Annotated in this window: 14 protein-coding genes; 6 read left to right on the forward strand and 8 right to left on the reverse strand. The window is 73.1% G+C overall.

Features of this window, described 5'->3' with window-relative positions:
• Positions 1-90: 90 nt before the first annotated feature.
• From qcrB to ctaE, 4 genes are all read right to left on the reverse strand, one after another.
• Positions 91-1,830, reverse strand: a complete 1,740-nt coding sequence (gene qcrB, locus KIN34_RS11270; protein WP_214350472.1) for a cytochrome bc1 complex cytochrome b subunit — start codon at positions 1,828-1,830, stop codon at positions 91-93.
• Positions 1,827-2,867: a cytochrome bc1 complex Rieske iron-sulfur subunit gene (gene qcrA, locus KIN34_RS11275; protein ID WP_214350474.1), complete on the reverse strand. Its 1,041-nt coding sequence runs from the start codon at positions 2,865-2,867 to the stop codon at positions 1,827-1,829. Before qcrA ends, qcrB begins: the two co-directional genes overlap by 4 nt.
• Positions 2,864-3,649, reverse strand: coding sequence for a cytochrome bc1 complex diheme cytochrome c subunit (qcrC, locus tag KIN34_RS11280; RefSeq protein ID WP_214350476.1), 786 nt, complete (start codon positions 3,647-3,649; stop codon positions 2,864-2,866). The genes qcrA and qcrC overlap by 4 nt, the downstream gene beginning before the upstream one ends.
• A 79-nt stretch (positions 3,650-3,728) precedes the next feature.
• The gene (gene ctaE / locus KIN34_RS11285) at positions 3,729-4,376 is read right to left on the reverse strand and encodes an aa3-type cytochrome oxidase subunit III (RefSeq protein WP_214350478.1); all 648 of its coding nucleotides are present in this window, start codon (positions 4,374-4,376) and stop codon (positions 3,729-3,731) included.
• 219 nt (positions 4,377-4,595) lie between these two features.
• Between ctaE and KIN34_RS11290 the strand changes: the two genes are divergently transcribed.
• Positions 4,596-5,036, forward strand: coding sequence for a response regulator transcription factor (locus KIN34_RS11290; protein ID WP_214350480.1), 441 nt, complete (start codon positions 4,596-4,598; stop codon positions 5,034-5,036).
• Positions 5,033-6,076: an anthranilate phosphoribosyltransferase gene (gene trpD / locus KIN34_RS11295; protein ID WP_214350483.1), complete on the forward strand. Its 1,044-nt coding sequence runs from the start codon at positions 5,033-5,035 to the stop codon at positions 6,074-6,076. Before KIN34_RS11290 ends, trpD begins: the two co-directional genes overlap by 4 nt.
• A 238-nt stretch (positions 6,077-6,314) precedes the next feature.
• Here trpD and KIN34_RS11300 read toward each other — a convergent pair whose 3' ends face one another.
• Both KIN34_RS11300 and KIN34_RS11305 read right to left on the reverse strand, forming a co-directional pair.
• Positions 6,315-6,596, reverse strand: coding sequence for an Lrp/AsnC family transcriptional regulator (locus KIN34_RS11300; protein WP_214350485.1), 282 nt, complete (start codon positions 6,594-6,596; stop codon positions 6,315-6,317).
• Positions 6,597-6,621: 25 nt separating this feature from the next.
• Complete coding sequence (locus KIN34_RS11305) at positions 6,622-8,448, reverse strand: DEDD exonuclease domain-containing protein (RefSeq protein ID WP_214350487.1); 1,827 nt, start codon at positions 8,446-8,448, stop codon at positions 6,622-6,624.
• Positions 8,449-8,561: 113 nt separating this feature from the next.
• Between KIN34_RS11305 and KIN34_RS11310 the strand changes: the two genes are divergently transcribed.
• Both KIN34_RS11310 and KIN34_RS11315 read left to right on the forward strand, forming a co-directional pair.
• Complete coding sequence (locus KIN34_RS11310; protein ID WP_214350489.1) at positions 8,562-9,812, forward strand: NYN domain-containing protein; 1,251 nt, start codon at positions 8,562-8,564, stop codon at positions 9,810-9,812.
• A gap of 58 nt (positions 9,813-9,870) precedes the next feature.
• Positions 9,871-10,095: a hypothetical protein gene (locus KIN34_RS11315; protein WP_214350491.1), complete on the forward strand. Its 225-nt coding sequence runs from the start codon at positions 9,871-9,873 to the stop codon at positions 10,093-10,095.
• Between the two features lie 45 nt (positions 10,096-10,140).
• Here the strand turns inward: KIN34_RS11315 and KIN34_RS11320 are convergent, their stop codons facing one another.
• The gene (locus KIN34_RS11320; RefSeq protein ID WP_214350493.1) at positions 10,141-11,958 is read right to left on the reverse strand and encodes an AMP-dependent synthetase/ligase; all 1,818 of its coding nucleotides are present in this window, start codon (positions 11,956-11,958) and stop codon (positions 10,141-10,143) included.
• 246 nt (positions 11,959-12,204) lie between these two features.
• On the opposite strand from KIN34_RS11320, the gene KIN34_RS11325 reads away from it, so the two are divergent.
• Complete coding sequence (locus KIN34_RS11325; protein ID WP_214350496.1) at positions 12,205-13,149, forward strand: ROK family glucokinase; 945 nt, start codon at positions 12,205-12,207, stop codon at positions 13,147-13,149.
• Positions 13,150-13,198: 49 nt separating this feature from the next.
• Here KIN34_RS11325 and KIN34_RS11330 read toward each other — a convergent pair whose 3' ends face one another.
• Positions 13,199-13,795: a hypothetical protein gene (locus KIN34_RS11330; protein WP_214350499.1), complete on the reverse strand. Its 597-nt coding sequence runs from the start codon at positions 13,793-13,795 to the stop codon at positions 13,199-13,201.
• Between the two features lie 74 nt (positions 13,796-13,869).
• On the opposite strand from KIN34_RS11330, the gene KIN34_RS11335 reads away from it, so the two are divergent.
• Complete coding sequence (locus tag KIN34_RS11335) at positions 13,870-14,655, forward strand: lysophospholipid acyltransferase family protein (protein WP_214352054.1); 786 nt, start codon at positions 13,870-13,872, stop codon at positions 14,653-14,655.
• Positions 14,656-14,679 lie beyond the last annotated feature (24 nt).

Below are 14,679 nucleotides of genomic sequence, written 5' to 3' on the forward strand. Positions count from 1 at the left end.
TGCGTCGTCGCGGGGAGTGACCCCGCGTGGAACTGAGCGGGCGGCCCGCCCTGAGGCGAGCCGCCCGACTCGGTCAACTCTTGTCGAGGATCAGTGATTCCGCTCGTCGGACGCCGTCCCGCTGGCGGAGACGCTGCCGACTCCCGCGGGGACGGCAGCCACCTGGGCGTGCTCGTCGTGCCCCTCGATCGCGTGGGTGTCGTGCCCGTGGGCCGCGTGCGCGGCCTCGAGCTCCGCCGGCGTGACGGGCTCGACGCGGTCCTCGTAGAAGACCTGCGAGATCCGCTGGCGCAGCCGGTCCGTCTTGTAGCCCTTGCGGCGGACACCGCGCGAGTCCTCGGCCGGCTCGATCTCGAGCGGACGGACAGCGTCGTGCTGGACCCGCAGCCAGCGCTCGTGCGCGTCGAGCGGCTTGTGCACCTCGATGTACTCGCCCGAGGCGAACCGGACGATGCGGCCCGTCTCGTGGCCGTGCAGCACCAGCTCACGGTCCTTGCGCTGCAGGCCCAGGCAGATCCGCTTCGTGACCAGGAACGCGAGCCACGGTCCGACGAAGAGCAGGACGCGGAACACCCACGTGATGTCGTTGATCGACAGGTGGAAGTGCGTCGCGATGAGGTCGTTCGACCCGGCCAGGACCAGGATGAAGAACGCCACCAGCAGCGAGACACCGAACGCCGTCCGGAACGGGCGGTTGCGCGGGCGGTCGAGCAGGTGGTGCTCGCTCTTGTCGCCCGTGGCGAACGCCTCGATGAACGGGTAGGCGCCCAGCAGCGTGAACAGGATCCCGGGCACGATCATCGCGGGGATGATGACGTTGAGGCTCAGCGTGTAGGAGCCGAGCATGATCTCGGTCTGTCCCGGCATGAGACGGAGCGCGCCCTCGAGGAACAGCATGTACCAGTCGGGCTGGGCGCCGGCGGACACCGGTGACGGGTCGTACGGGCCGTAGTTCCAGACCGGGTTGATGGTCATGGTCGCGGCCATCAGGGCGATCACGCCGAACACGACGAACAGGTTGAACAGCAGCTTGCCGGCGTAGACCGGGAGTGCCGGGTACCCGACGACGTTGGTGTTCTTGCGGCCCGAGCCGGGGAACTGCGTGTGCTTGTGCATCACCATGAGGAACAGGTGCAGGCCGATGAGCGCGAGGATCAGGGCGGGCACCAGCAGGATGTGCACGGTGAACAGCCGGGGGATCAGGTCCGTGCCCGGGAACTCGCCACCGAAGATCATGGACGACATGTAGGACCCGATGATCGGGATCGCCTTCACCACGCCGTCGGTGATGCGCAGGCCGTTGCCGGACAGCACGTCGTCCGGGAGCGAGTAGCCGGAGAAGCCGGCCGCCAGGCCGAGGATCAGCAGGATGAAGCCCACGAGCCAGTTGATCTCACGCGGCTTGCGGAACGCACCGGTGAAGAACACCCGCATCATGTGGACGACGATCGACGCCATGAAGATCAGCGCCGCCCAGTGGTGGATCTGCCGCATGAGCAGACCGCCGCGCACCTCGAACGACAGGTCGAGGGTCGACCGGAACGCCTCGGACATCTCGACGCCGCGCATCGAGGCCCACACGCCGTCGTCGGGGTAGTGCACCTCCGACATGCTCGGGACGAAGAACATCGTCAGGAACACACCGGAGATCAGCAGCGTCACGAAGCTGTACAGCGCGATCTCGCCGAGGAAGAACGACCAGTGGTCCGGGAAGACCTTCCGGGCGAAGAACTTGACCGCGTTGCCGACGCCGGTGCGCTGGTCCAGGTAGTCGGCGGTCGCCGCCGCAGCCTGCGCGCCGCGGCTCGGGGGGCTCTTGATCTCGCTCACTTGGTCGCACGCTCCCAGAAGCTCGGGCCGACGGGCTGGGTGAAGTCGCTCTGCGCGATCAGGTAGCCCTCGTCGTCGACCGTGATGGGCAGCTGGGGCAGGGGGCGCTTCGCCGGGCCGAAGACGACCTTGCAGCCGTCGGCGACGTCGAACGTCGACTGGTGGCACGGGCAGAGCAGGTGATGCGTCTGCTGCTCGTAGAGCGCCACCGGACACCCGACGTGGGTGCAGATCTTGGAGTAGGCGACGATCCCGTCGTGCGACCAGGTCTCGCCCTGGGGCGACTGGTCCGACTTGAGGTCGCGCGGGTCGAGGCGGATGAGCAGGACGACGGCCTTGGCCTTCTCGTCCAGCTTGCCGTGCTCGAGCTCGTTGAGGCCGTCGGGGATGACGTGCCACACGTCGCCGATCGTGACGTCCGCGGCCTTGATGGGGCGGCCGGTGGGGTCCGTCGCGAGCTTGGTGCCCTTCTTCCACATCGTGTGCTTGAGCTTGCCGACGTTCCAGTCGCCGCCGACGTTGCCGAGCAGCGGGACCAGGATCGACAGCGGGAAGACGGCGAGCGCGGTGACGCCGGCACCCACGAGCGCCTTGCGGCGGGTGAAGCCCGAGTCCTCGGCGCCGTCCTTGAGCATCTGGACCGCGACCTCACGCGTGGCGTCCGACGAGCGCTGCTCGTGGCGCTCCTCGACGTACTCGCGGTTGCTCATCAGGACCTTGATGTAGTAGTTCCCACCGATCCCGATGCCGAGGAGGCAGACGGCAAGACCCAGGCCCAGCACGATGTTGGACGTGCGCATGGACCCCGGCGTCTCGCCCGGGGGCAGCGCGAAGTAGGCCCAGACGACGACGATCGTGCCGATGATCGACGCGGTGAACAGCGCCAGCACCTGGCGCTCGACACGCTTGGCGACCTTCGGGTCGACGTCCGCCTGGCGCGACGCGTGCTCGTGCAGGCCCGGGTTCTCGAACCGCGCGGGCGTGGCGCCTCCGTCGTCGTGGACGACGACGTCGCTGTGGGGGTCGTGAGTGCTCACGAGGACTTCGCTCCGATCCAGACAGACATACCGATGAGCAGGCCGAGGCCGACGACCCAGGCCCACAGGCCCTCGCTGACGGGCCCGAGGGCGCCGAGGTCGAGACCGCCGGGCGAGACGTCACCCTGCTCGTCGATGAACGCGATGATGTCGCGCTTCTCCTCGGGTGTGAGGTTGGCGTCGTTGAAGACCGGCATCGACTGCGGGCCGGTCAGCATCGCCTCGTAGAGGTGCGTGGGGGTGGTCTCCCACAGGTTCGGGGCGAACTTGCCCTGGGACAGCGCACCGCCGGCGCCGACCGCGTTGTGGCACATCGCGCAGTTGTTGCGGAAGAGGGCCATGCCCGAGGCCGAGTTGCCGAGCGCGGGGTCGACCTGCTCCTCGGTGGGAATCGCGGGCCCGGCGCCCAGCGAGGCGACGTACGCCGCCAGCTGGCGGATCTGCTCGTCGTCGAACTGCACCGGCTTGGCCTGCGCCTGCGGGCCGTCCATCTGCATCGGCATCCGGCCCGTGCCGACCTGGAAGTCGACCGCGGCGGCGCCCACGCCGATCAGCGACGGCACGGTGTCCGTGCCGGACGCCGACGGGCCGTGGCACGTGGCGCAGTTGGCCTGGAACAGCTTCTCGCCGGCGGCGATGTCGTCAGCGCTGGCGGTCTGCGTCGTGGCCTCGGCCGACGACGGGACGACCACGGCGTAGACACCGCCGATCATCAGCAGCGCCAGCAGGAGGAGCAGCGCCGGCGCGCGCCGGTCGTGCCTGCGGGCGGCGAGTGCCTTCACGGATGGATCCTCGTCTCGCGGGTGGGGGGTGACTGGCGGGTGGGGCGTGCGCCACGCGGCCGCGCGGCGGGTCAGCGCGTCAGCGCAGCAGGTAGATGACCGCGAACAGTGCGATCCAGACGACGTCGACGAAGTGCCAGTAGTACGACGTCACGATGGCCGTGGTCGCCTCGTGGTGACCGAAGCGCTTGGCCGAGAACGAGCGGCCGAGCAGGAAGAGGAAGGCGATGAGCCCGCCGATGACGTGCAGCCCGTGGAAGCCCGTCGTCAGGTAGAACACCGAGCCGTACGGGCTCGAGGAGATCGTGAGGCCCTCGTGCACGAGCTCGGCGTACTCGAACACCTGGCCACCGATGAAGAACGCACCCATGAGGTACGTCAGGGTCATCCACTCGTTCATGCCCCAGCGGTTGACCTGCACCAGCGAGCCGGTGCGCGCGGGCTGGAAGCGCTCCGCGGCCCACACGCCCATCTGGCACGTCACCGAGGAGAGCACCAGCACCGTGGTGTTGATCGCGGCGAACGTGATGTTCAGCTTCTCGGTCTGCTCGGCCCACTCCTGCGGCGCGGCGGCGCGCAGCGTGAAGTACATGGCGAACAGGCCGGCGAAGAACATGAGCTCGCTCGCGAGCCACACGATCGTCCCGACCGACACGGGGTTCGGTCGGTTGACGCTCACGTGGGGGGAGGTGCGCGGGGCAGCCGTTGCGGTCGACACGTTCGCCATTATGGCCGATGGAGGGCCCGCATGGGTCATTGGGCCCAGGCGTTGCGAGCGGTAAATGTCACACCGTCAGGATCCCGGCGCCGTGAAGGGTCCGTCACGCAGGGTGGCAGACCCGTGGCAGACCTGCGGGAGAACCTGTGCGCGCGGACGTCGTCGTGCCGGTACGGCCGGCGTGCCAAGATGCATCCCGGACCACGTCGACGACGAGTGAGGGACCCCATGAGCACCGTGCACGACTCTGCCTCCGCCGGCTCGGACCCGACCACGGCCGGGCCCCGGATCGTCCTGTACAGCGACGACGTCGACGTCCGCGCCCAGGTGCGGCTCGCGGTCGGCAGCAGGCTCGTGCACGGCGCGCCCCCGATCGAGTGGGTCGAGGCGGCGACGGCCGCCGCCGTGATCGGCACGGTCGAGGCCGGTGGCGTCGACCTGCTCGTGCTCGACGGCGAGACGGACAAGGTCGGCGGCATGGGGCTGGCGCGCCAGCTCAAGGAGGAGATCTACCGGTGCCCGCCGGCGCTGGTGCTCACCGGCCGACCGCAGGACGCCTGGCTCGCCTCGTGGTCGAACGCGGACGCCGTCGTCAGTCGCCCGATCGACCCGATCGAGCTGCAGTCCACGGTCGCGGCGCTGCTGTCGGCCGAGGCCGTCGCGGGATGAGCGGCGCGCTCACCTGGCCCGACCTGCTGTCCTGGCTCGTCGCGAAGCGGGACCTCACCAGCGCACAGGCGTCCTGGGCGATGGACGAGATCATGCGGGGCGAGGCCTCGCCCGTGCAGATCGCCGGGTTCCTGGTCGGGCTGCGCTGCAAGGGCGAGACGGTCGACGAGCTGACCGGCCTCGCGGAGACGATGCTCGCGCACGCGCACCGGATCGACGTCCCGGGCCGGACCGTCGACATCGTCGGCACCGGTGGCGACCGATCGCACACCGTGAACATCTCGACCATGTCGTCCCTCGTCATCGCCGGCGCGGGTCTGCGGGTCGTCAAGCACGGCAACCGCGCCGCCTCGTCGTCGTCCGGCTCGGCCGACGTGCTCGAGGCGCTCGGCATCCGGCTCGACCACGCGCCCGAGCGCGTGCGGCAGATCGCGATCGACGCCGGCATCACGTTCTGCTTCGCGCAGGTGTTCCACCCGTCGTTCCGGCACACCGCCGCCGCGCGGGCCGGGCTCGGCATCGGCACCGCGTTCAACTTCCTCGGGCCGCTCACCAACCCCGCGCAGCCGCAGGCCGCCGCCATCGGCGTCGGCGACGCGCGGATGAGCCCGCTCATCGCCGGCGTCCTCGCGGCGCGGGGGGTGTCGGCGCTCGTGTTCCGCGGCGAGGACGGGCTCGACGAGATCGCCCCGACCGACCTGACGCGCATCTGGGAGGCCGGCGGGGACGGCGTGGTCGAGCACCTCGTCGACTGGCGCGACCTGGGCGTCGAGCGCATCGCGGTGGCCGACCTGCGCGGGGCGGACGCGGCGCACAACGCCGGCGTGGCGCGGCGCCTGCTCGACGGGGAGGAGGGGCCGGTCCGCGAGACCGTGCTGCTCAACGCCGCCGCCGCGCTCGTCGCGGACGGCACCCTGCCGGGCACCGCGACCGGTTCGCTCCACGAGCGGCTCGCGGCCGGGGTGGGGCTCGCACGCGAGTCGATCGACACCGGCAGCGCCCGCGCGGCACTCGAGCGCTGGCAGCACGCCAGCGCCTGACGCCGCGCTCCGGAGGGGGAGTGCCGCGTGCGGCGACCCGCACCCCCCGCTGCGCTCCGCCTCAGTCCTCGAGTCTGTGGTCGGACCGAGGCTGCGCTCCGCCTCAGTCCTCGAGTCGTGTGGTCGGACCGAGGCTGCGCTCCGCCTCAGTCCTCGAGTCGTGTGGTCGGACCGAGGCTGCGCTCCGCGGTGGGCGAGTGCCGCCTTCGGCGACCCTCACCCCCCGCTGCGCTCCGCCTCAGTCCTCGAGCCCGAGCGCGAACGCCTGGTCCAGGTCGTGCTGGCTGTACGTGCGGAAGGCGATGTAGGTCTGCGTGCGCAGGACGCCCTCGATCTTGCTCACCTTGTCGGCGATGACGTCGGCGAGGTCGTCGTGCTCGCGCACCCGCACCATGGCGACCAGGTCGACCTCCCCGGTCACGGAGTAGACCTCGCTCACGCCGCGGATGTCGGCGATCTGCGCGGCCACCTCGGGGATGCGGGCGGCGTCGGTCTCGATCATGACGATGGCAGTCAGCATGCCTGCCATCATGCCGCGAACGGCCTCACGCCGTGCGCGACATGACGACCCGCAGGTGCGGCCGAGCGGGAGCCTCCTGCACCTCGCCGCGGACCCGGGTGCCGTGGGCCGCGATGGCCGCGGCGGGGTCGACGTTCCCGAGCGCGGTGCGGACGGGCAGGGCCCAGGTGCCGACGACGTCGACGATGCGGACGCCCGGCCGCTCCAGCCAGTCGAGGACCAGGTCGGTCTCCTCCGGGTGCGCGGCGGAGGTGGGGGCCACCGGGGCCGGCACGTGCTCCGCCGTCGCCCGCAGCGTGGCGATCGTGGGGCGCGGGTCGGTGACGCGGTCGACGCGGGCGGTCGCGGCGAGCCGCCCGTGCCGGACCAGGACGATCTCCCACCCGCCGTCCTCCGCGCGCTGCGCCGCCACCACCTCGCTGCACGCCGCGAGAGGGCCGACGCGCTGGGCGCGTGCCGCACCACGCAGGAACGCGCCGAGGCGGTCCCGCACGGTCGCGGCCTCCTCGAACCGCTGCTGGGCCGCGAGGGTCTCGATCCGCTCGGCATGCACCGCGACCACCGGTGCGGGGTCGGCGTGCATCGCGGACCGGACCCGGTCGACCACCGCGCCGTAGGAAGGTGCGTCCTGGCCGCCCGTGCAGGGCGCCCCGCACCGGCCCATGTCCGCCAGGGCGCACGCGGACGCGCCCGCGGGTGGCAGGAGAGGCAGCCGGCGCGTGCACTGCCGGATGGCGAAGCTCTCCTGCAGCGCCTCGACGGCGAGCTGGGCGCCGGACTGCGAGGGGAACGGTCCGATGTACGCGGCACCGTCCTCCTCCCGGACGTCGCGGACCACCGAGAGCCGGGGGTACGGCTCGCTGGTCAGCCGCACCCACGGCATCCGCTCCGGGAAGCGGGAGCGCCGGTTGTACCGCGGCGCGTGCTCGGCGATGAGCCGGAGCTCGCGCACGCGGGCCTCGAGCGGGGTCGCGCACACCACGGGATCGACGCGCGTGGCGATGCGGACCATCTCGAGGATGCGGCCCCGCTTCTCCGCCGAGGTGAAGTAGGACCGGACGCGCTTGCGCAGCGACGTCGTCGACGTCCCGACGTACAGGACCTCCTCGCCCGGGCCGCGGAACAGGTAGACCCCCGGCGCGTCCGGCAGGCCGTCCGCGAGCGTGCGCTTGCGGCGCACCTCGGCCGGCACGGGGTCGGTCGCGGTGGCGAGGTCCTCGAGGTGGGTGACGCCCAGCGGGCCGAGCCGGTCGAGCAGGGCGTGCAGCACGTCGACGGTCGCCCGCGCGTCGTCCAGCGCGCGGTGGTTGGGCGTGACCTCCGCGTGGAAGAGCGCGGCGAGCGTCCCCAGCTTGTGGTTCGGCGCCTCGTCACGCGTGACGACCCGGCGGGCGAGCCGCACGGTGTCGACCACGCGCGGCCCCGGCCACGCGTGCCCGCACCGGGCCGCCGCCGCGCGCAGGAACCCGACGTCGAACGGCGCGTTGTGCGCGACGAGCACGGCCCCGGCGGCGAACTCGAGGAACGACGGGAGGACCTGCTCGATCGGCGGCGCGTCGACGAGCATCGACGTGGTGATGCCCGTGAGCACCTGGATGAACGGCGGCACGGGCCCGCCCGGGTCCACCAGCGTCTGGAACTCGCCGAGCACCTGACCGCCGCGCACCTTGACCGCGCCGATCTCCGTGATGCCGTTCTCGGCCGGCGTGCCGCCCGTCGTCTCGAGGTCCACGACCACGAAGGTGACGTCCGACAGCGGGGTGCCGATCTCGTCCAGGCCGAGCTGGACGGGGGTGCCACCGGCAGCGGGGACGCCGGCCCAGACGGGGCGGAGGCGGTGCACGGTCGGCATGGCGGCGACGGTACCTGCGGTCACCGACAAGCCCCGACAAGCCCCGGCGCGCGTCGCGCGCGTCGCGGTCGACGGGCCGTCTCGTCGTGCCGGACCCGCCTAGGGTGACGGGCATGACCGACGACGAGGTGCCCGCCGCGCTGCGTGCGCACCTCGTCGCGCTCGCCGCCGACACGGTCGCCGAGGTGGACCGGGCCGTCCTGCCGGCGCCGCTGCGCCGCGTGGCGTCGTTCGCCCCCGCGAAGCGGGCGAGCGCGGGCGCCGTCCCGCTGTGGGTCGCGCTGTCCGACGACGGCTTCCGTCACCGCGTGGCTCGCGCGTGGCAGCAGCGCCACCCGGCGCTCTCCGACGAGCTCGCCGCGCAGCCGCAGGACGTGCCTGCGTCGTGGGAGGCCGCGGCGGGTGCCTGGCTGCTCGACGGCGACTGGGCGGCGCTCGTCCCGCCGTCGCCCCGGGAGGCACCCGCCGGCGACGGCGGCGTCGCGAGCGCCCGCCTCACCGAGCGCGTCGCGCACCTGACCGCCGAGCTGGCCGCCGCGGCGGGCCGCGAGCGGGCCCTGGCGGACGAGCTCGCGACGATGCGCCGGGAGCTGCGCCGGTTGCGCTCCGACGCGGACCGCGCCCGCGCGCAGGGGCGGCAGGCGACGCAGGAGGCGGAGGAGGCGCTCGCGCTCGCGCGGCAGGAGGGCGCCGCGGCGTCGGCCGACCGTGACCGGGCGGCCGAGGACCGCCGCGCCGCCGAGGCCGAGCGGACCGCCGCACGCGCGGAGCTCAGGGTCGCGCGACGGCTCGCCGACGCCCGGGTGCGCCTGCTCCTCGACACGATCGTGGACGCGGCGAGCGGGCTCCGCACGGAGCTTGCGCTCCCGCCCGCCGCCGACCTGCCGGCGGACCTCGTCGCGCCCGCGCAGCCCGGAGCGACCGCACGCGTCGGGTCACGAGGCCGGCAGGTCGAGGACCCCGCGCTGCTCGACGAGCTGCTCCGGCAGCCTCGCGCGCACCTCGTCGTCGACGGGTACAACGTCTCGAAGACGGCGTACGGCGGCCTGACGCTGGAACGCCAGCGGCGGCTGGTCGTGGACGGGCTCGCGGCGCTCGCCGCGCGCACCGGCGCGGAGGTCACGTGCTGCTTCGACGGCCAGGACCTCGCGGTCGCGCCGGCCGCGAGCGCGCGCGGCGTGCGCGTGCTGTTCTCGGTCGGCGAGATCGCGGACGACCTCATCCGGCGGCTGGTCCACGCCGAGCCGGAGGGCCGCGTCGTCGTGGTGGTCACCAGCGACCAGGAGGTCGTCCGGGACGTCGAGGCGCGCGGCGCGTACGTGGTGCCGTCCGCGACGCTCGTGGCTCGGCTGCAGCGCAGGTGACGGCCCGACGAGGCCGGTGCCGGGCCCGGTTGTCGGAGGTCGGTCCTAGCGTCGCGGCATGATCATCGACTGCGAAGGATGCACCGCGCGCCCGGCAGCCTGCGGGGACTGCGTCGTGACGTTCGTGCTGGAGGTACCCGGACGCGACGCCGGGACGGAGACGCCCTCCGGGGCCGCCCCCGCGGCGGCCGCGTTCGAGCTCGACGACGACGAGCGGCGGGCGCTCGGCGCGCTCGCCGCGCTGCAGATGGTGCCGCCGCTGCGCCTGGCCGAGAGCGGCTGACGCCCGCCCCCACGCGGGGACGGGCGTCAGTCGCCGGACAGGGGGTCAGGCGACGTCGTGGCCGTCGCCCTCGTAGAGCGCCTCGACCTCGCCGGCGAAGTCCTTGAGCACGAGCGAGCGCTTCACGCTGAGCTTGGGCGTGAGGTAGCCGTTGGCGATCGTGAGGTCCGTGCCGAGGATGTGGTACTTGCGGATCGACTCTGCGCGCGAGACGGCCTTGTTGGCGCGGGCCACGGCCTTGTCGATGGACGCCAGGACGTCGGGGTCCTTGGCGGCGGCGTCGAGCGACATCTCCGGCTTGCCGTGCGCGCTCAGCCAGCCGGGCACGCCCTCCGGGTCGAGCGTCACGAGCGCACCGATGAACGGCCGCTGGTCGCCCACCACGACGACCTGGCTGATCAGCGGGTGGCCGCGGAGCCGGTCCTCGAGCACCGCGGGCGCGACGTTCTTCCCGCCGGCCGTGACGATGATCTCCTTCTTGCGGCCCGTGATCGACAGGAACCCGTCCTCGTCGATCGAGCCCAGGTCGCCCGTGCGGAACCAGCCGTCCTCGAGCGACTCGTCGGTCGCCTCCTGGTTGGCGTGGTACCCGCGGAAGACCTGGATGCCCTTGATCTCGATCTCGCCGTCCTCGGCGATCCGCACCGACGTGCCCGGCAGCGGGAGACCGACGCTGCCGATCTTGGTCTTCTCCGGCCGGTTCACGGTGGCGGGGGCGGTCGTCTCGGTCAGGCCGTAGCCCTCGAGGACGCGCAGCCCGACCCCGCGGTAGAAGTGCCCGAGGCGCTCGCCGAGCGGCGCGCCGCCGGAGATCGCCCACTGGGCCTGCCCGCCGAGCAGCGCACGCAGGCGCTTGAGGACCAGGACGTCGGCGACCTTGTGCTGCAGGCGCAGCCACGGGCTCGGCCCGCGGGGCGTGTCGAGCGCGCGGGAGTAGACGATCGACGTCTTGGCGGCGCGCTGGAAGATCGCGCTCTTCCCGCCGGCGACGGCCTTCTGCTCCGCCCCGTTGTAGACCTTCTCGAACACGCGCGGGACGGCCAGGATGAAGGTCGGCCGGAAGGACGCGAGGTCCTCGAGCAGGGTGCGGGTGTCGGGGGAGTGGCCCAGCACCGCGCCGGCCGGGATGCACAGCACGTGGATGAACCGCGCGAAGACGTGGGCGAGCGGCATGAACAGCAGCGTGCGCGAGCCGGGCTCGGACACGACCTCGCGCAGGCCCTCCACGGCGTTCACCGTCAGCTCGTAGAAGTTCCCGTGCGTGAGCTCGACACCCTTGGGCCGGCCGGTGGTGCCGGAGGTGTAGATGACGGTCGCGACGCTGGCGAGGTCCGCCAGGCCCCGGCGCCGCGTGATCTCGTCGTCGGGGACGTCCGCGCCGGCCGCGACCAGCGCGTCGACGGCGCCGTCGTCGATGACCAGCACCTCGCGCACGGCCGGGGTCTCCTCGGCGACCTGCGCGGCGACGGCGGCGTGCCCGGCGTTCTCGACGACGAGCAGCGACACGTCGGCGTCCGTGAGGATCCAGGCCACCTGCTCGGCGGAGGAGGTCTCGTACAGCGGCACCGGGACGGCGCCGGCCGCCCAGGCCGCCCAGTCGAGCAGCGACCACTCGTACCGCGTGCGGGACATGATCCCGACCCGGTCGCCCGGCTGCACGCCCCGCGCCACGAGCCCCTTCGCCACCGCCACGACCTCGGCGTCCAGCTCGCGCCCCGTCAGCGGGATCCAGGGGCCGTCCTGCTGGGTCTTGTGCTCGATGACCACGCCGTCCGGGTCCGCGTCGACCCGCTCGGCGAGCAGGTCGTTGAGGTTGCGCGTCGGCTCGACGTCGACGAGCAGGGGCATGCTGAACTCGACCATGCTGGCTCCAGTGGCAGTGGCGGCGTGTGCGACGAGGATACGGGACGTCCGTCCATGTCCTGGGAGGTCGCAGCGGCAGTAGTGTTCCCGGGGCGCTCCGCCGCGGGACGCGCACGGGCCCGCCGTCGCGGGGCGCTAGCGTGGGCGGGTCCGCGGGACGGACCGCCGCGCGGCGGCGGTCCCGGCACGACGCCGCGACGACGCCACGACCCGGAACTCGACGCATCAGGTAAGGGACTTCAGCGCATGCACGCCATCGGTGTGGACATCGGCGGGACCAAGATCGCCGCCGGTGTGGTGGACGACGAGGGGCGGATCCTCGCCCAGACGCGCCGCCACACCGAGCCCGACGACGCCGCGAGCATCGACGCGGCGATCGCCGACGTCTACGCCGAGCTCAGCGCCGACCACCGGATCGGCGCCATCGGCCTGGCCGCGGCGGGCTTCGTGGCCGCCGACCGGTCGGGCGTGCTGTTCGCCCCGAACATCGCGTGGCGCGACTACCCGCTGCGTGACCGCGTCGCCAGCCTCATCGAGGACAAGGTCGAGATCGTCGTCGAGAACGACGCGAACGCGGCGGGCTGGGCCGAGTTCCGGTTCGGTGCGGCGCGGGACGTCGAGGACATGCTCACGCTCACGATCGGCACGGGCCTGGGCGGCGCGATCGTCTCGCACGGCCAGCTCGTGCGCGGCTTCGCGGGCGTCGCGGCCGAGGTGGGGCACATGCGCGTCGTCCCCGGCGGCCACTACTGCGGCTGCGGGCACGAGGGCTGCTGGGAGCAGTACGCCTCCGGCAGCGCGCTCGTGCGCGACGCGCAGGCGGCCGCCGTGGCGCACCCGGACCGCGCGGGGCGCATCCTCGAGCTCGCCGGCGGCGACGCGGAGAAGATCGTCGGCCCGTACGTGACGCAGGCGGCGCAGGAGGGCGACGAGCTCGCGATCGCGCTGCTCGCCGACCTGGGCCGCTGGATCGGTGAGGGCGCCGCGTCGGTCGCGGCCCTGCTCGACCCCGCGATGGTCGTCGTGGGCGGCGGCGTCGCCGCTGCCGGGGACCTGCTCCTGGTCCCCGCGCGCAAGGGCTTCGCCGACCAGCTCTCGGCGCGCGGCCACCGGCCCGAGGCGTCGATCGTCGTCGCCTCGATGGGCAACGACGCCGGGATCGTCGGCGCCGCGGACCTCGCGCGCCTCTGACCACACCGCGGGCCCGCGAGGTCGGGCCTGCGGGCGTCCGGCCGCGGGCTCAGACCACGGCGCCCGTGTCGTCGTCATCGCGGTCACGCCGCTGCGGCATGCGCCACAGCAGCACCCCGACGCCGAGCACGAAGACCACGCAGGCGGCCTGCACGATCGCGGACGGGGCGTCGCGCCACGCGATGAGCACCACGACGAGGAACAGCGGCATCCCGGCCGCGGCGAACCACGCCATGGTGAGCAGCGGGTCGCCGCCGAGCACGGGGCCGGGGTCGGGCGGCACGAACCGCTCGGCCTCGTCGATCGCGTCCTCGGCCTCGTCGTACTGCGACGTGCCGTCCCAGTCCCGGCCCGACGCCGACGGTGCCGCGAGCTCGTCGCGCCGGGCACGTCCGTCCGTCCGGTCGTCCGTCCGGCCGTCCGCGCCGTCGTGCGGGCCGTCCTCCTGGCGGCCCTCGTGCGCGGGCCGCACGACCCGTCGCCCGTCGAAGGGCGAGGCGACGCCCGGGGCGACGGGGAAGTCGATCCCGGCCGGGGGCGCGCCGGTCCCGGCGGACGAGTCGAGGTCGCCGAGCTCCGCCACGATGCGGGCCCAGCGCTCGTCGTCGACCGGCCCGTCGTCGGGTCCGTCGGAGCGAGCAGCCATGAGAGCACTCTAGAGTCGGACGTGCGGTCCGACGGCCCGCGAGGCGGAAGGCTGGACACTTGTTCTACTGGTTGATGAAGCGGGTCTTCGTGGGGCCGCTGCTGCACCTGGTCTACCGACCGTGGATCCGCGGTGCGGAGAACGTGCCGAGCGACGGCCCGGCGATCCTCGCCAGCAACCACCTCGCGGTCATCGACTCGTTCTTCCTGCCGCTCATGCTGGACCGCGAGCTCGTGTTCATCGGCAAGCAGGAGTACTTCACCGGCCAGGGCCTCAAGGGGCGGATGACGGCCGGGTTCATGCGCGGCGTCGGGACCATCCCCGTGGACCGCGGCGGTGGCAAGGCGAGCGAGGCCGCGCTGCGCACCGGGCTGCGCCGCCTGGACGAGGGCGACCTGTTCGGCATCTACCCGGAGGGCACCCGCAGCCCCGACGGCCGGCTCTACCGCGGCAAGACCGGCATCGCGCGGCTCGCGCTGGAGTCCGGCGCGCCGGTGGTGCCCGTCGCGATGGTCGGCACCAACATCGCCCAGCCGGTCGGCCGGCGGATCCCGAAGGTCATGCGCATCGGCATGGTCGTCGGCGAGCCCATGGACTTCTCCCGCTACCAGGGCATGGAGAACGACCGGTTCATCCTGCGCTCGGTCACCGACGAGATCATGTACGCGATCATGAGCCTGTCCGGGCAGGAGTACGTGGACGTCTACGCGGCGACGCAGAAGGCCCGCATCGCGGCCGGCCTCGCGACGTCGGAGGGCGCCGCGGACGACGCGCGGACCGTCGCGCCGGGCGGCCGCCCCGCGCCGGACGTCCAGGTTCCGGTCCCGCCGCAGGACGAGGGCGAGCCGTCAGTAGGATGACCCGGGTCGGCCGGGTGCCGGCAA

This window comes from Cellulomonas fulva (assembly GCF_018531375.1).
GTDB lineage: Bacteria > Actinomycetota > Actinomycetes > Actinomycetales > Cellulomonadaceae > Cellulomonas > Cellulomonas fulva.